This window comes from Phenylobacterium sp. RIFCSPHIGHO2_01_FULL_69_31 (genome assembly GCF_001824475.1).
Classification (GTDB): domain Bacteria; phylum Pseudomonadota; class Alphaproteobacteria; order Caulobacterales; family Caulobacteraceae; genus Phenylobacterium.
In genome coordinates, this window is the sequence record NZ_MHXN01000007.1 from 240,174 (window position 1) to 262,394 (window position 22,221).

Genomic DNA, 22,221 nt, shown 5'->3' on the forward strand with positions numbered 1-22,221 from the left:
TCAGGGGCGCCTCGGGGGGCCCCTCCGCTTGAGTCTGTGGAAGGGGTTACTGCATGAATATCAAACTGAGCCGCGCGCTTTGCGCGTCCACGGCGCTCGCCACCGGCCTGTTGCTCTCGGGCCAGGCGCTGGCGCAATCGACCGGCACCGCGATTGTCGAAGAGCTGGTCGTCACCGGCTCCACCGGGCCGCGCAACCTCGACGGCGTCATCGTCGCGGAAACCGCGCCCAAGTCGCGCGCTTCGATCACCGAAGAATTCATCACCCGCCAGGCGCCGGGCCAGACGATCCTGGACTCGATCAACCTGCTGCCGGGCGTGAACTTCAGCAACAACGACGCCTACGGCTCGGCCGGCGGTGATCTCGTGGTCCGCGGCTTCGACAGCCAGCGCGTGGCCCTGCTGCAGGACGGCGTTCCGCTGAACGACAGCGGCAACTACGCGATCTACCCGAACCAGCAGATGGATCCGGACCTGATCGCCCAGGCGACGGTCAACCTGGGCACGACCGACGTGGACAGCCCCACCGCGGCGGCCGCGGGCGGCACCATCAACTACATCACCCGCCGCGCCTCCAGCGAGTTCGGCGTCCGCGCCGAGGTCGGCTTCGGCAGCGACGACTTCCAGCGCTACTACGGCACCATCGAAACCGGCGAAGTGGGTCCGTTCGGAACCAAGGCCTGGTTCTCGATGACCTACACCCGCAACGACATCTTCAAGCCACATGACGCCACCGTCGATCCGGCCGGCCAGATCAAGAAGACCCAGTACAACGCGCGCATCGACCAGAGCTTCGGCGACGTCGGCGAAGCCAGCCTGATCTTCAACTACAACGAAAACCGCAACACCTTCATCAACCGCATCAGCCTGGCCAACTTCCGCGCCCGGATCGCGCCGGTGAACAACCAGGCGGCGGCCAACGTGAACGTGAACCCGTCGAACACGGGCAACATTCGCGGTCTGTCGAAGTGGAATATCAGCGACAGCCTGATCCTGACCGTCGACCCCTCCTTCCAGTACGTCCTGGCCAATGGCGGCGGCTCGCAGAACTTCGCCGAGACCGACGCGCAGCTGCGCGGCAACTCCAGCGCCCTCGGCGTCGACCTGAACGGCGATGGCGACCTCGCCGACACGGTCTCGCTGTACCGCCCGAACAACACCAACACCCGTCGCTATGGCGTGACGTCGTCGCTGATCTGGAAGTTCGCGGACAACCAGAGCATCCGCGCCGCCTACACCTTCGACCGCGCCAAGCACCGCCAGACCGGTGAAGTGGGCTTCTTCAACGCCGACGGCTCGCCCGAGAGCGTCTTCGCCGGCAAGGAAGGCCACGGCAAGCAGGTGGTCCTGCCCGACGGCACCATCCTGCGCCGCCGCGACCGTTACTCGGTGGCCCTGCTGAACCAGGTTTCGGTCGAGTACCGAGGCCGGTTCCTGGAGGACAAGCTGCTGCTGAACGCCGGGGTCCGGGCGCCCTTCTTCAAGCGCGACCTGAACCAGTACTGCTACCAGCGCGACACCTTCAACGCCTACTGCACCACGCAAGTCGGCACGCCGGTCGCCGGCACCAACGACGGTACGGGCAAGCCGCTGGTCACCTTCCCGGTCAGCGCGCTGAACCCCAGCGCGTCCAACCGTTACGGCCAGCCCCGTTCGTTCACGCGCAAGTATGACGACGTCCTGCCGAACCTGGGCGCCAGCTACGACATCAACGACGACCTGACCGTCTTCGCCAGCTACGCCGAGACCCTCTCGGCGCCGCGGACGGACGACCTTTACGACCGCGTGCTGGTCGACCCGGGCCCGGAAAAGGCCAAGACCTTCGACGTCGGCCTCCGCTACCAGAGCGGCCCGGTCATGGCGGCGGCTTCGGTGTGGCGGAACGAGTTCAGCAACCGCATCGAGCGCGTGTTCGACGAGCAGGCCGGCATCGCCTTCTCCGCGAACGTGGGCGACGTGGAACTGTGGGGCATCGACGGCCAGGTGGCCTTCAAGCCCACCGACCAGCTGAGCTTCTACGCCTCGGCCTCGTACATCGAATCCGAGATCCAGGACGACATCCCAGGGACCGGCGCGGGTCAAACCCTGCTGACCAAAGGCAAGTCGCTGTACGAGACCCCGAAGTTCCAGGGCGGCGTCCGGGCCCAGTGGGATCCGATGGAGGCCGTCAGCCTTGGCGTGCAGGGCAAGTTCGTCGGCGACCGCTGGACGAACCTGGTCAACACCGAGAAGTTCAACGGCTACACGCTGTGGGACCTCGACGCCCGCCTGAAGCTCGACCAGTTCGGCCTGAAGAACACCTATCTTCAGGGCAACATCCGGAACCTGTTCGACGAGCGTTACCTGGCCGACATCACGGCGAACCTGACCGGCACCGGCCTCGGCCAGCCGGGCTATCGCCGGACCTTCATCCTGACCCTGCACGTCGAGTACTAAGACGCGCAGGTCCGGGATCGGACTTCGGAATGGGGCGGCCGCAGCGATGCGGCCGCCCTTTCTCGTTCTGGGCGCGCTTGACGCGAGGGGCCGCGGGGGCCATCTGCGCCCGGCTTTGGAGATCAGCCTGAGATGAGCTTCGTCGTTCCCGCGGAATGGGCGCCCCACAAGGCCATGTGGCTGGGCTTTCCCAGCCATGCGGACCTGTGGGAGGACAACCTGGGGCCGGCCCAGGCGGAGGTGGCGGCGCTCGCGCGCGCCCTTGCCGGACCTGGCGGCGAGGTCGTCAAGCTGATGACCGGCCATCCGGACGGCGAGGCGGCCGCGCGCGAACTGCTGGGCGGCGTGCCGGGTATCGAGATCGTCCCCGGCGCGTTCGGCGACATCTGGCTGCGGGACACCGGGCCGATCTTTGCCGATGGCCGCGCGCACGGCTTCCGGTTCAACGGCTGGGGCGGCAAGTACGAGCTCGAGCACGACGACAAGGTGGCCGCCCAGATCGCCGCGGCTTCGGGCGCCGCGCTCGTTGCGAACGACTTCATCCTGGAAGGCGGGGCGGTGGACCACGACGGCGCGGGAACCGTGCTGACCACCGGCCAATGCCTGCTCAACCGCAACCGCAATCCCGGCTGGACCGAAGAGGTGGCGGCCGAGGCGCTGGGCAAGGCGCTGGGCGCGAAGAAGCTGCTGTGGCTGGGCGAGGGCCTGGTTAACGACCACACCGACGGCCACGTGGACAACCTGGCCCGCTTCGTCGCACCGGCGACGGTGGCCATCCCGGTGGCCTGGGGCAAGGGCGACCCGAACGCGCCCGCCTTCGACGACGCGGCCCGGCGGCTGGCCGAGATGACGGACGCGGAAGGGCGCAAGCTGAAGGTCGTGCGCATCCCCTCGCCCGGCTGGATCGACGGCGACGACGGCCGGCCCGTGCCCGCCAGCCACATGAACTTCCTGATCGCCAACCGGGCGGTGATCGTGCCCATCTACGCCGAGCAGCCCGGCCAGTTCGCGGTCGGCGCGCTGAACGAGGTGTTCCCGGACCGCGAGGTCATCGGCCTGCCGTCCACCGCCATCCTGAGCGGCGGCGGGTCCTTCCACTGCATCACCCAGCAGGAGCCGGCCTGATGTCGCGCAAGATCACCGTCGCCGCCCTGCAGACCTCGTACGGCGAGGACCTGGCGGCGAACATCGCCAAGACCGAGACGCTGATCCGCCAGGCGGCGGCAGAGGGCGCGCAGGTGATCCTGCCGTCCGAGCTGTTTCAGGGGCCCTACTTCTGCGTGGCCCAGGAAGAGCGCTGGTTCGCCACCGCCTATCCGTGGCGCGAGCATCCGTGCGTGACGGCCCTGGCGCCCCTGGCGGGCGAGCTGGGCGTGGTGCTGCCGATCTCGATCTTCGAGCGCGAGGGACCGCACTACTTCAACAGCCTGGTGATGGCGGACGCCGACGGCAGCCTGATGGGCGTTTATCGCAAGAGCCACATCCCCGACGGCCCCGGCTATATGGAGAAGTACTACTTCCGGCCGGGCGACACGGGCTTCAAGGTCTGGGACACGCGTTTCGGTCGGATCGGCGTCGGCATCTGCTGGGACCAGTGGTACCCGGAGTGCGCCCGGGCCATGGCCCTGATGGGCGCCGAGGTGCTGTTCTATCCCACCGCCATCGGCTCCGAGCCGCATGACCCGAGCCTGGACACCGCCGCCCCGTGGCGCCGGGCCATGCAGGGCCACGCCGTTTCGAACGTGATCCCCGTGGTGGGCGCCAACCGGACCGGTTTCGAGCCCTGGGACGGCTACCCCAACGGCGGCCAGCAGTTCTACGGCTCCAGCTTCATCGCCGACCACCGCGGCGACCTGGTCTCGGCGCTGGGCCGGGAGGACGAGGGCGTGGCGCACGCCACCTTCGACCTGGACTTCCTGCAGACCCACCGCGCGGCCTGGGGCTTCTTCCGCGACCGGCGGACCGATCTCTACGGCGCCTTGGCCAACCCGCGACCGGCCTGATGATCGAGACGGACCGCCTCATCCTGCGGGCCTTCCGGGAGGAGGATCGCGCGCCACTGGCCGCGATCAACGGCGACCCGCGCGTGGGCGAGTGGCTGGGCGGCGCCATCGATCGGACTGCGAGCGACGCCTTGCTGGACCGGCTGAACGCGGAGATCGCGCGCGACGGCTTCGGCTTCTTCGCAGCCGAGCGAAAGGCCGACAGCCGGCTGGTCGGCATGATCGGCATCCGGGCGCAGAAGGATGCGCCGCCGGCCCCATGCCTGGAGCTGGGCTGGCGTCTGGCCGTCGAGGCTCAGGGCCAGGGATACGCGACCGAGGGCGCCCGCGCGTTGCTCGACTGGGGGTTCGCCACGCAGGGGAACGACGAGATCCTCGCCTGGACCGCCGCCTCGAACCTGCGCTCCCAAGCGGTCATGCGTCGCATCGGCATGGACCCCGACCCCGCCCGCGACTTCGACCATCCGGCGCTGGCCGAAGACCATCCTCTCCGGCGACACGTGGTGTTTGTGGCCAAGCGGCCCTAGCTCGCGGCGCACCCCTCCGGCGCGGCCTTCGCGCCCGCCAGTTCCCGGCGCGCGGCCGCCATGTCGGCCATGAAGGTCGGGTCGGAGTGCAGGCGCGCGACCATCCCGGCGGCCAGGGTGCGGCCGGCCTCGACATCGGAGATGAAGTGCACGCCGCAGATCACGCGGCTCTCGCCCGACTCCCGCCCCAGGGTCAGCAGAGGGTCGGCCTTGGCCGGCGCCAACTCGGTGAGGATCAGGGCCCAGGACCAGGCCGTCATCGCGTGGCCCGAGGGGTAGGACGCGTTCGTCTTCATCCAGTCCTCGCGCGGCACGCAGACCGGCGCATCGTTGCCGATCAGGGGCCGCTGGCGGCCGTAGGCGTCCTTGGCCGGCGTGCCCACCGTGCGGACGTCGAGCTCGACGCGTTCCAGGATGCGCAGGGTGCGCGGCGTCTGCCGCGCGTCCAGGCTGACGCCCATGGCGCAGGAGAACCGCTTGATGGCGCCGCCGCCCCACAGGTCGTTGTCCTGGATCGCCGCCGTCCAGCGGGTCGAGCCCTCCAGCCTGCGGGTGTCCTCGAACATCGCCCGGTCGGCCTTGCCATGCGGAGAGTCCGCCGCCGGCGGAGGACCCAGGATCGCGCGGCCGTCCAGCGGATTGGAGCCGAAATAGCCTGTGAGCTTGGTCTCCCGCGGGCCCACCGACGCGTGGCCCGCCGCGCCGTCCGGCGTCGAGGCCGTGGCGCAGGCGGAAAGGGCGAGAACCGCCGCGGCGGTCAGGATATGGCGGATCAAAGCGGGGCCTCTCTCAGGTTCGAAGCACGGTCTTGCCGTTCTTGATGACGGTCGCGCCGCGCTCCTTAACCCGAGCCTCGAACGAGATCACGGGGCCATCGACCCAGAGATCGACGGTGATCGTATCCCCGGGGAAGACCGGCGCGGAGAACCGGGCCTCGTGGCTGGCGATCCGGTCGGAATCCCAGTCCACGATCTCCTGCAGCACCGCGCGGCAGGTGATTCCGTAGGTGCACAGGCCGTGCAGGATCGGCCGCGGAAAGCCCGAGCGTTTCGCGCTTTCCGGGTCGGAATGCAGCGGGTTCCGGTCGCCGTTCAGCCGGTAGAGCAGCGCCTGGTCCTCCCGGGTTGCGATGTCCACGGACTTATCGGGCGCCCGGGTGGGCGTCGGGTGCGGCTCGGGCGCCCCTTCCGCCGGGCCGCCGAACCCGCCGTCGGCGCGGCAGAAGCTGGAGCCGGTGAGGGTGGCGACCTTCTCGCCCGTCTCGTCGCGCCAGATGGTCTGGCTCACCAGGACCGCGCCCTTGTCCTTGCCCTTGTCGTAGGCGCCGATGGTGCGGCTCTCGGTGGTGAAGGCGCCCTCGGTCGGCAGCGGCCGGTGCAGCTCCACCTTCTGCTCGCCGTGCACCAGCATCAGATAGTTCGGCATACTGGGCCGATGCCCTTCGGGGGTGGGCAGCGGCTCGGACGTCCCGCGCCCGGCCAGCACGGTGGCGGCCGTAGGCACGACCTTCAGGCCCTTCTCGTAGACGAAGGCCAGTTCGGTCTCGTTCATAGGGTCGGCGCCCAGGCCGATGCCCAGGGCGTACAGCATCACGTCCTTGTCGCCGTAGCGGAAGGTCCGCGGCTTGGTCCCCTGGTCCAGGATGTCCGGATAGTAGATCGGCATGGCGTCTCCCCGTCCTCGTCTTCGCGTGGCTTGTTCTGCGGGCGGGATTGAACGGGCTGGCGGCCGGCGGCGCAAGCGCCGCACCGCATTTGCCCGGCGTAACGGGATCGGCTAGAGGAGGCGACCTCGGCGCGCGAGCCGAACGACGGCGCGCGCTGCTCCACGAATTCGAAGGTTCTACATGGCGACCCAACCGATGCCGCCCGGCCAGCTCTCCGGCAACGTCCTGTTCTATTCCAAGCCCGAGCCGCTGGCGAAGGAGCTGCACGGCAAGATCGGCGTGAAGCGGATGGACGGTCCGTTCAAGTTCGCCAAGACCGGCCACGCCATCCCGCTGACGGTGGGCGAGTTCCCGCTGGCCGCCGTGACCGGCCCGATCATCTTCGTCGGCGACGAGAAGCTGCCGATCGCCGTCATGGGCCTGAACGCCGGCGAGAACATGTTCGTCAAGGACGACGGCACGTTCGAGAGCGGCATCTACATCCCGGCCTATGTGCGCCGCTATCCGTTCGTGTTCGCCAACGACGAGGCGAACAACCAGATGGTCCTCTGCATCGACCGCAACGCCGAGTTCATCGTCGACAAGGGCTACGACATGGCCTTCTTCGACGAGAAGGGCGAGCCGACCGAGTACACGAAGAACTGCATCGAGTTCTGCAACAACTTCGAGGTCGAGCGCCAGCGTACGGTCAGCTTCGTCCAGATCCTCAAGGACCTGGACCTGTTCGAGACCAAGGAAGCCACCTTCACCCCGGCCAACCCGGACGGCACCGCCGGCGAGACCCAGAAGATCGCCGAGTACTTCGGCGTCTCCGAGGAGAAGCTGAACGCCCTGCCGAAGGACAAATTCATCGAGCTGCGCGACAACGGCGCCCTGGGCCAGATCTACGCCCACATGCACAGCCTGGTGGGCTGGGACCGCATGATCGCCCTGGCCCTCACCAAGGCCGCGCAGCAGCCGCAAGCGGCGAACGCGTAACGCCAAACTCTTCCCTCCCTTGATGGGGAGGGAAGCTATCTCTGGAACACGCTCCGGGTCAGGCAGCTGAAGACCAGCCGGCCCGCCTCGTCGAGCAGGTCGTGCTGGGCGATGACGATGCCCTTGTCGTCGCCCACCGGATCCTTGGCCATCACCGTCATCCGGCCACGGAGCAGCTCGCCCGCCGGAGGGTTGCGCATCCAGCGCAGCGCATCGACGCCCAGGCGCTTGGTCTGGGGCCACTCGGTGGCGGCGACGGCATCAAGCTTGGCCCAGATGGCATAGACCATGGCGTCCGGCGCCCCGCGGTCCAGGGTCCAGCCGGGGGTGAAGGCGGACACGAAGACCTCCAGCGCCGTGGGGTCGACGCCGCAAGCGCCCAGCGAGGCCACCTGGCCGATCTCGATGTCGTCGAACGAGGCGGGCACCTGGACTCCTTGCGTGAACGAACCTGATTCCCGATCATGGCCCGGGAGGCGCCGAAGTCGAGCCCGCTTTGCACGCGAGACACAAGCCGCCATATAGCGCCCACAAGACCGGCGCAGCTTGAGGTCATGATGCGGTTCCTGCTCGGCGGCCTGTTCGCCCTCGTCTTCTCGAGCCTGGCGGTCGCGCAGCCGGTGAACACCGGCCACCTGACCGCCGAGCTGGTCTCGGCGGCGCAGGGGATCGCCCCCGGACAGACGATCCACGTCGCCCTGCGCCAGAAGATCCAGCCGGGCTGGCATACCTACTGGCGCAACCCGGGGGACAGCGGCGAGGCCACCAAGATCGCCTGGACCCTGCCGGCCGGCTGGACCGCCTCCGGCTTCACCTGGCCCACGCCTCACCGGCTGCCGCTGGGGCCGCTGACCAACTACGGCTACAAGGACGAGGTGCTGCTGCCGGTGGCGCTGACGGCGCCCGCCAGCGCCCAGCCGGGCTCGACGGTGTCGCTGCAGGCCAAGGCCGACTTCCTCGTCTGCGCCGATATCTGCATCCCGGAAAGCGCCACGCTCGCCCTGTCCCTTCCGGTCACCGACGGCCCCGCGCCGACGGACGCGAAATGGGGGGCGGCGATCCAAAAGACCCTGGCTGAGGCGCCGAAGCCCGCAGGCCTCACGGCTGCGTTCGAAGCCCAGGGCCAGGCGGTGAAGCTGGCCGTCACGGGCGCGGCGCTGAGGGGCGCCGACATGGCCGACGCCTATTTCTTCCCCTTCTCCGGCACCGCCATCGACCACGCCAAGCCCCAGGCGATCGAGCGTGGCCCCGAGGGCCTGACCCTGTCGATCGTCGCCGGCTACGACTTCCAGTCTCCGACGCCGCCCAAGGACCTGGCGGGCGTGCTGGTCGTGGCCGAAAAGGCGTATGAGGTCACGGCCGCGCCGGGACCCCTGCCCGCCGCAGCCGCGGGCCTCGGGCCGCCGCCCGTGAAGCTGGCCGCGCCGGCCGGAGCGGCCAACCTCGGCCTCGCCTCCGCCGCCTTCTTCGCCCTGCTGGGCGGGCTGATCCTGAACTTGATGCCCTGCGTCTTCCCGGTGCTGGCCATGAAGGCGGCCTCGCTGGCGGGCCATGGCGGCGAGCAGGCCGAGGCGCGCCGGCAGGGCCTGGCGTTCGGCGCCGGGGTGCTGTTGACCTTCCTGGGCCTCGCCGCGATCCTGATCGCCCTGCGCGCCGCGGGCTCGGCCGTCGGCTGGGGCTTCCAGCTCCAGGACCCGCCGGTCGTCGCGACCCTGGCGCTCCTGATGCTGCTGGTCGGGCTGAACCTCTCCGGCGTCTTCGAGATCGGGACCTCGCTGCAGGGCGTCGGGACCGGCCTCGCATCCCGAGATGGCCTGGCCGGCTCGTTCTTCACAGGCGTCCTGGCCGTGGTGGTCGCCGCGCCCTGCACCGCGCCCTTCATGGGCCCGGCCTTGGGGTGGGCGCTGACCCAGCCGCCCGTGGCCGCCCTGGTCGTGTTCCTGGCCCTGGCCATCGGCTTCGCCCTGCCCTTCGTGGCGGTCGCTTTCGTCCCAGGGCTGCTGTCCCGCCTGCCCCGGCCCGGCCCCTGGATGGATGTCTTCAAGAAGGCCCTGGCCTTCCCGATGTACGGCGCCGTCGCCTGGCTGGTCTGGGTGCTGACGGTGCAGGTGGGACCGGACGCGGTGCCGCGGATCCTGGGCGCGGCGGTCCTGCTTGCCCTCGCCGCCTGGATCGCCGGGGCAGCCCAGCGCCAGCACGCCATCGGGGGCCGGCACGTCGGCCTGGCCGCCGCCGCGACCCTCGTGGGCGCCGTGGCGGTGGTCGGCGGCGCGCTCTGGCCCGCCTACGCCATCGCCGACGCCGCGCAATCGTCGGGCGAGGCCAAGCTGGACGACGAGACCTACACCCCCGAGCGTCTGGCCGCCCTGCAGGCCGAGGGCCGCCCGGTGCTGGTCAACTACACCGCCGCCTGGTGCGTGAGTTGCCAGGTGAACGACCGCACCGCGCTCTCCACCAAGGCCGTCGCCGAGGCGCTGGCGCGCAACAACGCCGTCTACCTGAAGGCCGACTGGACCAAGCGCGACGCGGTCATCGCCGCCGAGCTCGCCAGGTTCGGCCGGGCGGGCGTGCCGCTCTACCTCGTGTATGGCGCGAAGGGCGGCGAGCCGGCTATCCTGCCCTCGCTCCTGACCGAGGGCGTGGTGGTCAAGGCCCTGGACGCCGCCGGCAGGACCAGCTGACCCTTTCCCCCCGAAGGAGCCGCACCCATGACCCGCTTCCTCCTCGTCTTCACCGCCGCCGCGGCGCTCGCAGCGCCCGCCGTCGCCGCGCCGGTCCTCGGCCAGCCGGCGCCCGCGTTCCAAGCGGTCGACGCCTCGGGCAAGACCCGCTCGCTCTCGGAGTTCCGCGGCAAGACCGTGGTGCTGGAGTGGACAAACAATGGCTGCCCCTATGTTCAGAAACACTACAACGCGGGCGCCATGCAGCGCCTGCAGGGCCAGGCCGCCAAGGACGGGGTGGTCTGGCTGGCGGTCATCTCGTCGGCGCCGGGCATGCAGGGCCATCTGACCGGCACGCAGGCTATGCAGTGGAAAACAAAGGAGAAAGCGGCGCCGGCCGAGGTGCTGCTGGACCCTGCGGGGACCATGGGCCGCGCCTATGACGCCAAGACCACGCCGCACATGTACGTGGTCGATAAGACCGGCAAGCTGATCTATATGGGCGGCATCGACGACAAGCCGTCGTCCGACCCCGAGAGCCTGAAGGGCGCCACCAACTATGTGGCGGCCGCGCTCGCCGACGTGAAGGCCGGCCGCCCTGTGGCCCAGGCCGCCACCCGGCCCTACGGTTGCAGCGTGAAATACGGCTCCGCCGACTAGAGAGGTATCCTTGTCCAAGTCCGACGCCGCCTGGGCGGCCCTTTCCAAGGCCGCCGAGGCCGCGCGCGACCGGCGCATCGCAGGCCTGTTCACGGCCGAACCCGACCGGCTGGCGCGGCTGACCCTGTCCGCCGCCGGGCTCGAGCTGGACCTGTCGAAGCACCCGTGGTCGCTGGCCGACCTCCAGACCATGCTGTCCCTGGCCGAAGCGTCGGGCATCGAGGCCGCCCGCGGGCGGCTGTTCGCCGGGGAGATCGTCAACGCCTCGGAGGGGCGCCCGGCCCTGCACATGGCGCTGCGCGCGCCGCAGGGCGCCGATTTCCGGGCCGACGGCCAGCCGGTGTCCGCGGACGTCGAGACCACCCGCGCCGCCATGGCCGCCTTCGCCGACGCCGTCCGATCGGGCGCGAAGACGGGCGCCACGGGCAAGCCGTTCCGGGCCATCGTCCATATCGGCATCGGCGGCTCGGACCTGGGGCCGCGGCTGGTGTGGGAGGCGCTCAAGCCGCTGGACCCGCAGATCGAGCTGCGGTTCGTGGCCAACGTCGACCCGGCCGAGCTGGCTCAGGCGCTGGTGGGGCTGGACCCCGCGGAGACGATGATCGTCACCGTCTCCAAGACTTTCACCACCCTGGAGACCCTGACCAACGCCGAGGCCGCCCGCGCCTGGCTGCGCGCCAGCCTGGGAACGGCCTCGGACAGCCACCTGGTGGCCGTCTCCGCCGCGCCCGAGAGGGCGCAGGCCTTCGGCGTGCCGGCCGACCAGGTGTTCGGTTTCTGGGACTGGGTGGGCGGCCGCTATTCGATCTGGTCGTCGGTAGGCCTCTCCTGCGCCGTGGCCCTGGGCTACGACGTCTTCGCCCGCATGCTGGCCGGCGCCCGGGCCATGGACGAGCACTTCCAGACCGCCCCGCTAGCCGCCAACGCGCCGGTGCTGCTGGCCCTGGCCCACGTGTTCAACCGCAACGGCCTGGGCCGTTCGATCCGGGCGGTCGTGCCCTACGCCCAGCGGCTGCGCCTGTTCGCGGCCTTCCTGCAGCAGTTGGAGATGGAATCGAACGGCAAGCGGGTGACCGCAACTGGCCAGCCAGTGGCCCATCCCACCGCCGCCAGCGTGTTCGGCGATGCGGGCACCAACGGCCAGCATGCGTTCTTCCAGCTCCTGCACCAGGGCACCGACGTGGTGCCTGTGGACATCCTGGCGGTGGCCCAGGGCTCCGAGGGCGATCCCGCCGCCCAGACCAAGCTGCTGGCCAATGCGGTGGCGCAGGCCGAGGCGCTGCTGGTGGGCCGCACCGAGGCCGACGTCCGCGCCGAACTGACCGCCGCGGGCAAGTCCGCCGCCGAGATCGACGCCCTGGCGCCCCAGCGCACCTTCCCGGGCGACCGGCCCTCCAGCTTCATCCTGCTGGACCGGCTGGACCCGGAGCGGCTGGGCGCGTTGGTCGCCCTCTACGAGCACAAGACCTTCGTCGAGGGGGTGCTGTGGGGGATCAACAGTTTCGACCAGTGGGGCGTGGAGCTGGGCAAGACCCTGGCGACCCGCGTGCTGGGCGAACTGGAAGGCGGCCCGGCCGGCGCGCACGACCCGTCCACGGCGGCCCTGATCGCCCGGCTGCGCGCCTGACTTGCTCGCGTCGGGCGCAGCGGTCCATCCTGACGCGATGACGCTCGCCACCCCGGCCGGTGCGGTCCGCGCTGCGGGACGCCACGACCACATCGTCGACACCCTGATCGCCGAGCGGGCGCCGAAGCTGGCCGCCAGTCCGGTGTGGCCGGTCGCCCGGCCGCTGCTGTACGCGATGCTGGACTACGCCAAGGCCGTGCGGATGGCCGACGCCATCGCGCCCCTGCCCGGTCGCGCGGCGCTGGACCACGTGTCCGACCTGCTGGCGCTGAAGGTCTCGGCCAACGGCCTGGACCGCACGCCCGCCACCGGACGCTGTGTGGTGGTCTGCAACCATCCTACCGGGATCGCGGACGGGGTCGCGGTGTTCGACGCCCTGAAGGCCCTGCGCCCGGATATCTGCTTCTATGCCAACAGCGACGCGCACCGGGTCGCGCCGCGCTTCGACGAGGTGCTGATCCCCGTGGAGTGGGTCGAGGCCAAGCGCACCCGCGAGCGCATGCGCACCACCCTGGTGCAGACCCGCGAGGCCATGGCCGCGGAGCGCTGCCTGGTGATCTTCCCCGCCGGCCGCCTGGCGCGCAAACAGCCAGACGGCTCGCTGGCCGATCCCGAGTGGATGGCGTCGGCGGTCTCGATCGCGGCGCGGCACGACGCGCCGATCGTGCCCATCCACCTGAGCGGGCCTTGGTCGGCGATGTTCCACTTCTTCCACGGGTTCTCGAACGAACTTCGGGACATCACCCTCTTCCACGAGCTGCTGAACAAGCGCGGACGCCGCTTCGAGCTCACCATCGGCCAGCCGATCCCGCCCGCGGCGCTGGACGGCGACGCCGCCACGGTCACCGCGCAACTCAAGGCCTACGTCGAGCGCGAGCTGCCGGCCGACCCGGAGCGGGCGTTCGCATGAACCTGCCGGACGAAGCGGCCACCGCGCGCCTGGGCGCGGCCATCGCAGCGGCCCTGCGACCGGGTGAAGCGGTGTGCCTGTCGGGCCCCCTGGGGGCGGGCAAGTCCACCCTCGCGCGGGCCCTGGTGCGCGCCCTGACCACGCCGGACGAAGAGGTGCCCTCGCCCACCTTCACCCTGGTGCAGTTCTACGAAGGCCCCCGCCTGCCGGTCGCCCACTTCGACCTGTACCGCCTCACCGATCCGGACGAGGCCTACGAGATCGGGCTGGACGAGGCGCTGGACGCCGGCGCGGCGGTGATCGAATGGCCGCAGCGGCTGGAGGGCCGGCTGCCGCCCGACCGACTCGACGTAGAGATCGAACTGACCGAAGACGCAGGCGCGCGCCGCGCGCGGCTCACCCCGCACGGCGCCTGGGAAGGACGTGGACTTGAGCTCTGAGCGCGAGGCGGAGAAGGCGGCGTTCCTGCAGGCCGCAGGCCTGGGGTCGGTGCGGCGCGAGCCGCTGACCGGCGACGCCTCCACGCGGCGCTACGAACGGCTGCACCTGGCCGACCGCAGGCTGATCTTCATGGACCAGCCCCCGTCGGTGGAAACCTCGCCCTGCCCGCCGGGCGCCACCCCCGCGGAGCGCGCGGCGCTGGGCTACAACGCCCTAGCCCGGCTCGCGGCGGGCCGGGTCGACGCCTTCATCGCCACGGCCGGCTGGCTGCGCGAACAGGGCCTCTCGGCGCCTGCGATCCTGCACGCCGACGCCGCCCGCGGCCTGGCCGTGCTGGAGGATCTGGGCGACGACCTCTACGCCCGCCTGATCGAACGGGGACAGGACGAAGCGCCGCTCTACGACGACGCCATCAGCGCCCTGGTCCGGATGCACCAGGTCGAGCCGCCGCCGGTGCTGACCTATGACGGCGCCAGTTGGCCGCTGCTGACCTACGACGACCTGGCGCTGAAGACCGGCGGCGAGATCATCCTGGAATGGCTGCCCAAGCTGAAGCCGGAGCTGTCGTTCGACGCCGAGGCGGCCGCGGCCTGGGAGGCGATCTGGGCGCCCATTCGCCGCCGCGGCGAGGACGGCGCCCGGGTGTTCTGCCACCGGGACTATCACGCCGAGAACCTGATCTGGCTGCCGGACCGCGAGGGCGCCGCCCGGGTGGGCCTGCTGGACTTCCAGGACGCGCTCAAGGCCCATCCGGCCTGGGACATGTCGATGCTGCTGCACGACGCGCGCCGGGACGTCTCGGCGGCGATCGAAGCGCGGTCGCTGGACCGCTACTTCGCCCTGCGGCCCGAGGCGGACCGGGCGCAGTTCCTGGCCGACTACCACGCGCTGGGCGCGCTGAACGTCTCCCGGATCATCGGCATCTTCGCCCGGCTGGTGACGCGTGACGCAAAACCCCGCTACGCCGCCTTCATGCCGCGCCTGTGGACCTACCTCGACCGCTGCCTCGCCGATCCGGCGCTGGGCGAACTGAAGGCCTGGTTCGACCGCCATGTGCCGGCGGGATCGCGCACATGAGCGCCGCGCCCAAGACGGCGATGGTGCTGGCCGCGGGGCTGGGCACCCGCATGCGCCCGCTGACCGACAGCATGCCCAAGGCCCTGGTTCCGGTGGCCGGCAAGGCGCTGATCGACCATGTGCTGGACCGCCTCCGCGACGCCGGGGTCGAGCACGCCGTGGTCAACGTCCACCACTTCGCCGACCAGATGGAAGCGCACCTGGAGGGCCGCCGGGACCTTGAGATCCTGATCTCCGACGAGCGCGCCGCCCTGCTGGATTCCGGCGGCGGCATCCGGCATGCGGCGGACAAGCTGGGCCGCGACCCCATCTTCGTCGCCAACATCGACAGCCTCTGGATCGAAGGTCGCACGCCGGCGCTGGAGACTCTGAAGCAGGCGTGGGACCCGGCCGCCATGGACATCCTGCTGCTGCTGGTGAAGCGCGGCCAAGGGATCGGCTTCGAGGGCCCGCAAGGCTTCTTCCGCGACGAGGCGGGGCGGCTGACCCATTCGACGGCGGCGGCGCCCCCCACCCCGTTCGCCAACATCGGCTTTGCGATCCTCAAGCCGCAGGTGCTCGACGACCACCCCGAGGGCGCCTTCTCCATCATTCCCACCTGGCACAGGCTGCAGGCCGAGGGCCGCCTCTACGGCGTGCCCATGGACGCCTTCTGGATGCACGTGGGCGATCCGGCGGCCCGCGACCAGGCCGAGGCCCGCATCCTGAGCGAAGCGCAGCTCTCATGACCCAGGCCTTCTTCGAGCAGCCGGGCTCGCGCTGGTTCAACATCCCGGCGCACCGGCCGTTCGCGGAAGACCTGGCCCAGGGCCTCTACGACGCCCTGGCGCCGCGCGGCCCGGAGGCGCTCGCCGACGCCGTGGTCCTCACCCCCACCCGCCGCGGAGCCCGCGCCCTCGCCGACGCCTTCATCAAGGCCTCGGGCGGCCAGGCGGTGCTGCCGCCGCAGATGCGACCCCTGGGCGACCTGGAGGCCGGCGAGCCGCCCTTCGAACCCGGGGACCTCGCGCTCGATCTGCCCGCCGCGATCGATCCCCTGCGCCGGCGTTTCGAGCTCACCCGGCTGGTCTCGGAACTGGCCGAGCACATCCCCGGCGGCCTGGTCAGCGCGGGCGCGGCCCTGGAGCTGGCCGACGCCCTGGGCGGCTTCCTGGACGGGCTGCAGATCGAGGAGGTCGACGTCGGTGACCGGCTGGCCAGCCTGGTGGGCGCGGAACTGGCCGAGCACTGGGAGGTCTCGCGCACCTTCCTGGAGAAGGCCCTGGCGCTATGGCCCGAACGGCTGCGCGCCCTGGGCGTCGCCGACGTCAGCGAGCGCCGCGTGCGCCTCCTGCGCCGCCTGGCCGAGGTCTGGACCCAGTCGCCGCCGAAAGGCGTGCTGGTGGCGGCCGGCTCCACCGGCACGGCCCCCGCCACCCGCGCCCTGCTGATCGCCGTCGCCGCCGCGCCGAGGGGCGCCGTGGTGCTTCCGGGCCTGGACCAGGATCTCGCCGACAAGGCCTGGGCCAAGGTGGACGTGCAGCATCCCCAGGGCGCGCTGAAGCGCCTGCTGGACGAGGCCCGCGTGGGCAAGCGCGACGTCTCGCTGTGGCCGGCCTCGATCCGCGCCGAGAGCGCCGGGCGCTGGCGCCGGCGGATCGTCAACGAGGCCCTGCGTCCGGCCGAGGAGACCGCCGACTGGCTGGCCGTGATCGCGGGCCTCAGGGCCGAGCATCCCGACGCCATCGCCGAAGGCCTCACCGGCCTGTCGCTGGTCAACGCCCGGACCGAGGAGGAGGCGGCGACCGCCACCGCGCTCCTGCTGCGCGAGGCGCTGGAAACGCCCGGGCGGACGGCGGCGCTGGTGACCCCGGACCAGGTGCTGGCGCGGCGGGTGACCGCCCGGCTGGCGCGGTGGGGCGTGGTCCCGGACTCCTCGGCGGGCGAGAGCCTGGCGGGCAGCCGCTGCGGCGTACTGGCCGCCTTGGTGGCGCGCGCCGCGGTCGATCCGACAGACCCGGTCACCCTGCTGGGCCTGCTGAAGCACCCGTTCACCCGGCTCGGCGACAGCGCGGCCCTGGAGCGCGCCGCGCTTCGCGGGCCGCGGGCGCGGGACTGGGACGAGCTGAGGACCAAGGCCAAGGACGCCGCGCCGCTCGCCGGGCGGCTGGAGGCGGTCGTGGCGGGTCTGGCCTGGGACGCCGAGGCCGACAGCCCCGCCGTGGCCGCCCGGCGCACCGTGGAGGCGATGGAAGCCCTGGCCGCGGACGAGGGCGGCGGCACGGGCGAGCTCTGGGCCGGGCACGGCGGCGAGGCCATGGCGCGGCTGCTGGGCGCGCTGGTGCGCGAGGGCGACGCCCTGCCCCGGGTCACGCCGCGCCAGTTCGCGGACCTGCTGCAGCGGCTGATGGACGGCGAGACGGTGCGCAGCGGCGGGGCGACCCATCCGCGCCTGCGAATCCTGGGCGCCATCGAGGCGCGGCTGGTGCGCGCGGACCGGCTGGTGGTGGCGGGCCTGGAGGAGGGCGTCTGGCCGGGCGGCGCGCCGCTGGATCCGTTCCTGTCGCGGCCCATGCGCGAGATGCTGGGCCTGCCCTCGCCCGAGCGGCGGATCGGCCTGGCCGCCCACGACTTCGCCCAGGCCGCCTGCGCGCCCGAGGTGATCCTGCTGCACACCGAGCGCCGGGAGGGCGCGCCTTCGGTGAAGTCGCGGTGGCTGTGGCGGCTGGAGACCCTGGCGCGCGGCGCCGGGCTGGCCATACCCGGTAGGGCCGAGGTGCTGGACTGGGCGCGGGCCCTGGACGCGCCGGGCGGCTACGACCCGGTGAAACGGCCCGCGCCGGTCCCGCCGGTGGCGCACCGACCCCGGGAGCTGGCGGTCACCCGCGTGGAAAGCCTGACCCGCGATCCCTATGCGGTCTGGGCGCGCGACATCCTGCGGCTCTATCCCCTGGACCGGCCGGACGAGCAGGCCGACGCCCGCGCCCGGGGCACGGCGATCCACGCCGCCTTCGAACGTTTCGCCGAAACCTATCCGGGCGAGCTGCCCGCCGACGCGGCGGCGACGTTCCAGACCCTCTACCTCGACGAACTGCTGAAAGCCGGCCTGCCGCACGAGGCCATGGCGCGGGAGGCCGCCCTGGCCGCCGAAGCGGCCGCCTGGGTCGCCGACCTGGAGCGGGAACGACGCGACGGGCGGCGGATCACCGTCGAACTGAAGGGGGAGCGGACGATCCAGGCCCCGGCCGGGCCGTTCAAGGTCACCGCCCGCGCCGACCGGATCGAGGTCACCGCCGACGGCCATGGCCACATCCTGGACTACAAGACCGGCAAGGCGCCTTCGAAGAAGGAGGTGCAGACCGGCTTCTCGCCCCAGCTCACCCTCACCGCCGCCATCCTTGAGGCGGGTGGCTTTCCGGACCTGGGCCCGTTGAAGCCCGGCGACCTGACCTACCTGGAGATCACCGGCCGCAGGCCCGCCGGCAAGGTCGAGACCCGCGCCGCCGCGGGCGACGAGAGCGCCGAGGCCGCCGCCCGGGCCCTGGAGGGGCTGCACAAGCTGGTCGGCCGGTTCGACGATCCCGCCCAGCCCTATCTTTCCCGCGTGGCGCCCCAGTTCGTGAAGGCGCGGATGAGCGACTACGACCACCTGGCGCGGGTGTTCGAATGGTCCACCAGCGGCGAGGAGGGCGAGGAATGAGCAACGTCATCTCCTTCCCCGCCAAGGAGAAGACCGAGGGCGTCGACCCGCAGAAGCTGGCCGCGGACCCCGGCCTATCGGCCTTCGTCACCGCCAACGCCGGCTCGGGCAAGACCAAGACCCTGATCGACCGGGTGGCGCGCCTGCTGCTCGCGGGGGCCGAGCCCGAGACCATCCTCTGCGTCACCTACACCAAGGCGGCGGCGGCCGAGATGCAGCGGCGGCTGTTCCAGGTGCTGGGCGACTGGTCGGTGCTGCCGGACGCCGAGCTGGCCGGGAAGCTTGCGGCCCTGCAGGACCGTCCGTTCGACGACCTGTCCCGCGCCCGCAGCCTGTTCGCCCGGGCCCTGGAAACGCCGGGCGGCCTGAAGATCCAGACCATCCACGCCTTCTGCGAGAAGCTGTTGCGGCGCTTCCCGCTGGAGGCGGGGATCTCGCCCGGCTTCCGGGTGATGGACGATGCGGCCTCCGCGGCGGTGGCCCAGGCGGCGCGGAAGCTGGTGGCGCGGCACGCCATCTCGGCCGGGGACGAGGTGGCCGAGGCCTACGCCCGCTTCTCGGTGGCGCTCGACTTCCAGAGCTTCCAGGCGATGTTCGCCGACTTCGAGGCCCGCCGCGGCGCGCTGTCGGCCTTCCTGGAGCGCGAGGGCGGGCTGGAGGGCGCCAAGGGCTGGGTGTGGCGAGCCGTGGACGTGCCGCGCGGGTCGGAACCCGAGAGCCTCGCCGCCGAGGCCATGGCGCGGATGGACCGGGAGCTGTGGCGGGGCGTCGCCGAGGTGCTGCGCCAGGGCGGGGTCACGGACCAGAAGTGTGCGGCGCAGATGGCGGCCGTGGCCGACGATCCGGACGCCGGCTTCGAACAGGCGCTCGCCGTCCTCTTCACCGAGAAGGGCGAGGGCGACGGCGTCAAATGGGTGGGCAAGACCAGCGGCCTGAAGGCGCACGAGGGCCTGCGGGTCCGGCTGCTGGCCGAACAGGCCCGGCTGCACGAGGCCCGGCAGCGTTACCGCGCCGCCCAGGTCGCGGCCGACAGCATCGGCGCCCTGACGCTCGCCAACGCCTACCTCGAGGCCTATCGCATCGAGAAGAAGGCGGCCGGCGCGCTCGACTTCGCGGACCTGATCGAGAAGGCCTGCCACCTGCTGCGCGACCGGCCGGCGGCGGCCTGGGTGCTCTACAAGCTGGACGGCGGGATCGACCACATCCTGGTGGACGAGGCGCAGGACACCGCGCCGGACCAGTGGACGATCGTCGATGCGCTGTCCGAGGAGTTCTTCGCCGGCGCGGGCGTGCAGGGCGAGAGCCGGGAGCGGCGGCTGTTCGTCGTGGGCGACGAGAAGCAGTCGATCTATTCGTTCCAGGGGGCGCAACCCGAGCTGCTGCTGCGCAAGTTCGAGTTCCATCGCGACCGGGCGGTGGGCGCGGGCTACCGGTTCGAGCGGGTCGACCTGCTGACCTCCTGGCGGTCCACGCCGCAGGTGCTTTCGTTCGTGGACGCGGTCTTCTCGCCGCCGGAGCTGTCGAAGGCGATCCAGCCGCGCGAGACGCCCGAGGAGGTGAAGCACGAGCCCACGCGGCGGGACCTCGGCTGCGTCGACGTCTGGCCGCTGGAGGTGGACCGCAAGGGCGAGGAGCGCGAGGCCTGGGACGCGCCGCTGGACGCCGAGCCCGAGGACAGCGCCAACCGCCGCCTGGCCCGCCGGATTGCCGCCGAGATCGGCGCCCTGATCGCCCGCGGCGACGCCGTCTACGACAAGGACCTGAAGCGCGAGCGCCCGGCGCATGCGGGGGACGTGCTGATCCTGGTGCGCCGCCGCCGGGCCCTGTTCGAGGAGATCCTGCGGGCGCTGAAGCACGCGGGGATCCCGGTGGCCGGGGCGGACCGGCTGGCGCTGTCCGAGCACATCGTCTTCGACGACCTGGTCGCGCTGGCGCGGTTCCTGCTGTTCCCGGGCGACGAGCTGACCCTGGCGGCCCTGCTGAAGAGCCCGTTCTGCGGCCTGACCGACGACAGCCTCTACGCCCTGGCGCACGGGCGGGCCAAGGAGCCGCTGTGGGACCGGCTGCAGCGGCGGGCGGGCGAGCAGGCGGACTGGGGCGCGGCCTGCGCCTTCCTCGCCCACGCCCTGGCGGAGGCCAAGGTGCGGCAGCCGTTCGAGCTCTACGCGCGCCTCCTGGGCTACATCAACGCTGAGGGGCTTTCGATGCGCCAGCGGCTGCTGGGGCGGCTGGGGGCGGAGGCGGAGGACGCCCTGGACGAGTTCCTGGGCCAGGTGCTGGCCGCCGAGGCGCGGGGCATCCACGATATGGAAAGCCTCGCCGCCGAACTGGCCGGCCTGGACATCACCGTGAAGCGCGAGATGGAGGCCGAGCGGCGCGAAGTCCGCGTGATGACCGCCCACGGCGCCAAGGGCCTGGAAGCGCCGATCGTGTTCCTGCCCGAGACCACCCTCACCCAGAACGCCCGCGGCTCGCCGCTGCTGCGGGTCCGGCACGACGGCGTGGACGGGTTCCTGTGGTGCTCGTCCTCGGCCCGCGACTGCGAGGCGACGGCGGGCGCCCGGGAGCAGCGGGCGGCGCGGGAGGAGGCCGAGGCCTACCGCCTGCTGTACGTCGCCCTGACCCGGGCTCGCGACCGGCTGGTCCTGTGCGGCCGGGTGGCCGAGCGGACCGACCAGGCCAAGCTGCGCGGCTGGTGGGGCGCGATCCGCGACGCCCTGGCCCACGCCGACGTCGCCGAGGGCGTACGCACGGTGCGGGCCGGCGAGCTGACCTTCGACCGCTATGGCGCCGACCCGCGGCCGCTGGGGGGCGGCGCGGCGGTCGAGGCCGAAACCTCGGCGCTCCCCGCCTGGGCCGCCGCCATGGCCGCGCCGGAGGCGTACGCCCGCTACGCCTCGCCGTCGGACCTGGGCGAAGGCGCCGCCGTGCCCGCGCCGTCGCCGCTGGCGGCGGCCCAGGGCCTGGGGCGGTTCCGGCGCGGCGACCTGATCCACCGGCTGCTGCAGCTGCTGCCCGAGCTGCCGCCGGCCGAGCGGGCGGCGGGGGCGGCGGCCCTGCTGGCCCGCGAGGCCGACCTGACCGACAGCCAGCGCGCCGAGATGGCCGAGGCGGCCCTCTCCGTCCTGAACGACGCCCGTTTCGCCGAGGTGTTCGGCCCGGGCTCGCGCGGCGAGATCGCCGTGGCGGGGACGGCCGCCGCCCTCCCGCCGGGCCTTCGGATCTCGGGCCGGATCGACCGCCTCGTCGTCCTGCCGGACCGGGTGCTGGTGGTGGACTTCAAGACCAACCGGCCCTCCCCCGACGCGGTGGAGGACGCCGACCCGGCCTACCTGCGCCAGATGGCGCTCTACTCGGCCGTGCTCGCCGACATCTTCCCCGGCCGGCGCGTCGAGGCCGCCATCGTATGGACCGACGGGCCGAAGCTGATGCCGGTTCCAGAAAAGCTGGTGATCCAAACGCTTGCCGAGCTCCGCCGTGACGGTTGATACAGGGTCAGGGGCCGCCTACATCGCGGATCGAGAGGCCGTGGCGGCGCATTCCACCGCGGCATAGGAG

At 71.7% G+C, this 22,221-nt stretch carries 17 protein-coding genes; 14 read left to right on the plus strand and 3 right to left on the minus strand.

From position 1 onward, the window contains the following. Nucleotides 1–53 precede the first annotated feature (53 nt). The 4 genes from A2790_RS05045 to A2790_RS05060 all read left to right on the plus strand — a co-directional run bounded on the left by A2790_RS05045 (nt 54) and on the right by A2790_RS05060 (nt 4,965). Nucleotides 54–2,435: a TonB-dependent receptor gene (locus A2790_RS05045; RefSeq protein WP_293388352.1), complete on the plus strand. Its 2,382-nt coding sequence runs from the start codon at nt 54–56 to the stop codon at nt 2,433–2,435. Between the two features lie 132 nt (nt 2,436–2,567). Next, nucleotides 2,568–3,560 carry an agmatine deiminase family protein gene (locus tag A2790_RS05050; RefSeq protein ID WP_293388354.1) on the plus strand — a complete coding sequence of 331 codons (993 nt, stop codon included), beginning with the start codon at nt 2,568–2,570 and terminating at the stop codon, nt 3,558–3,560. After that, nucleotides 3,560–4,438, plus strand: coding sequence for an N-carbamoylputrescine amidase (aguB, locus tag A2790_RS05055; protein ID WP_293388356.1), 879 nt, complete (start codon nt 3,560–3,562; stop codon nt 4,436–4,438). The genes A2790_RS05050 and aguB overlap by 1 nt, the downstream gene beginning before the upstream one ends. Then, a complete protein-coding gene (locus A2790_RS05060; protein WP_293388358.1) occupies nt 4,438–4,965 on the plus strand; it encodes a GNAT family N-acetyltransferase in 528 nt (175 codons plus the stop codon). Before aguB ends, A2790_RS05060 begins: the two co-directional genes overlap by 1 nt. Here the strand turns inward: A2790_RS05060 and A2790_RS05065 are convergent. Further along, nucleotides 4,962–5,741: a phosphatase PAP2 family protein gene (locus A2790_RS05065; protein WP_293388360.1), complete on the minus strand. Its 780-nt coding sequence runs from the start codon at nt 5,739–5,741 to the stop codon at nt 4,962–4,964. The two genes, A2790_RS05060 and A2790_RS05065, sit on opposite strands and share 4 nt — an antisense overlap. Nucleotides 5,742–5,754: 13 nt before the next feature. Next, nucleotides 5,755–6,630, minus strand: coding sequence for a MaoC/PaaZ C-terminal domain-containing protein (locus A2790_RS05070; RefSeq protein ID WP_293388363.1), 876 nt, complete (start codon nt 6,628–6,630; stop codon nt 5,755–5,757). Nucleotides 6,631–6,811: 181 nt separating this feature from the next. Here A2790_RS05070 and A2790_RS05075 point away from each other — a divergent pair, with 181 nt between their 5' ends. After that, the gene (locus tag A2790_RS05075; RefSeq protein ID WP_068877796.1) at nt 6,812–7,609 is read left to right on the plus strand and encodes a SapC family protein; all 798 of its coding nucleotides are present in this window, start codon (nt 6,812–6,814) and stop codon (nt 7,607–7,609) included. A 35-nt stretch (nt 7,610–7,644) separates the two neighbouring features. On the opposite strand, the gene A2790_RS05080 is transcribed toward A2790_RS05075, so the two are convergent. Next, nucleotides 7,645–8,037 (minus strand): acyl dehydratase, encoded by a 393-nt coding sequence (locus A2790_RS05080; RefSeq protein WP_293388365.1) that lies wholly within the window; start codon nt 8,035–8,037, stop codon nt 7,645–7,647. A 129-nt stretch (nt 8,038–8,166) separates the two neighbouring features. Here A2790_RS05080 and A2790_RS05085 point away from each other — a divergent pair, with 129 nt between their 5' ends. From A2790_RS05085 to addA, 9 genes are read left to right on the plus strand one after another with little or no spacing between them, the layout of a single operon-like run. Continuing rightward, nucleotides 8,167–10,290 (plus strand): protein-disulfide reductase DsbD domain-containing protein, encoded by a 2,124-nt coding sequence (locus A2790_RS05085; RefSeq protein WP_293388367.1) that lies wholly within the window; start codon nt 8,167–8,169, stop codon nt 10,288–10,290. Between the two features lie 27 nt (nt 10,291–10,317). Continuing rightward, complete coding sequence (locus A2790_RS05090; protein WP_293388369.1) at nt 10,318–10,929, plus strand: thioredoxin family protein; 612 nt, start codon at nt 10,318–10,320, stop codon at nt 10,927–10,929. A 10-nt stretch (nt 10,930–10,939) separates the two neighbouring features. Beyond that, entirely contained in the window at nt 10,940–12,556 is a 1,617-nt protein-coding gene (gene pgi, locus A2790_RS05095; RefSeq protein ID WP_293388371.1) for a glucose-6-phosphate isomerase, read from the plus strand. Nucleotides 12,557–12,593: 37 nt separating this feature from the next. Continuing rightward, nucleotides 12,594–13,466 carry a 1-acyl-sn-glycerol-3-phosphate acyltransferase gene (locus A2790_RS05100; RefSeq protein ID WP_293388373.1) on the plus strand — a complete coding sequence of 291 codons (873 nt, stop codon included), beginning with the start codon at nt 12,594–12,596 and terminating at the stop codon, nt 13,464–13,466. Beyond that, nucleotides 13,463–13,906, plus strand: a complete 444-nt coding sequence (tsaE, locus tag A2790_RS05105) for a tRNA (adenosine(37)-N6)-threonylcarbamoyltransferase complex ATPase subunit type 1 TsaE (protein WP_293388375.1) — start codon at nt 13,463–13,465, stop codon at nt 13,904–13,906. Before A2790_RS05100 ends, tsaE begins: the two co-directional genes overlap by 4 nt. Then, entirely contained in the window at nt 13,890–14,984 is a 1,095-nt protein-coding gene (gene amgK / locus A2790_RS05110; protein WP_293388377.1) for an N-acetylmuramate/N-acetylglucosamine kinase AmgK, read from the plus strand. Before tsaE ends, amgK begins: the two co-directional genes overlap by 17 nt. Continuing rightward, on the plus strand, nt 14,981–15,712 hold the full coding sequence (locus tag A2790_RS05115) for a nucleotidyltransferase family protein (protein ID WP_293388379.1): 732 nt from the start codon (nt 14,981–14,983) through the stop codon (nt 15,710–15,712). The genes amgK and A2790_RS05115 overlap by 4 nt, the downstream gene beginning before the upstream one ends. Beyond that, complete coding sequence (gene addB / locus A2790_RS05120; protein WP_293388382.1) at nt 15,709–18,663, plus strand: double-strand break repair protein AddB; 2,955 nt, start codon at nt 15,709–15,711, stop codon at nt 18,661–18,663. The genes A2790_RS05115 and addB overlap by 4 nt, the downstream gene beginning before the upstream one ends. Further along, nucleotides 18,660–22,151 (plus strand): double-strand break repair helicase AddA, encoded by a 3,492-nt coding sequence (gene addA / locus A2790_RS05125; protein WP_293388384.1) that lies wholly within the window; start codon nt 18,660–18,662, stop codon nt 22,149–22,151. Before addB ends, addA begins: the two co-directional genes overlap by 4 nt. Nucleotides 22,152–22,221: the final 70 nt, after the last annotated feature.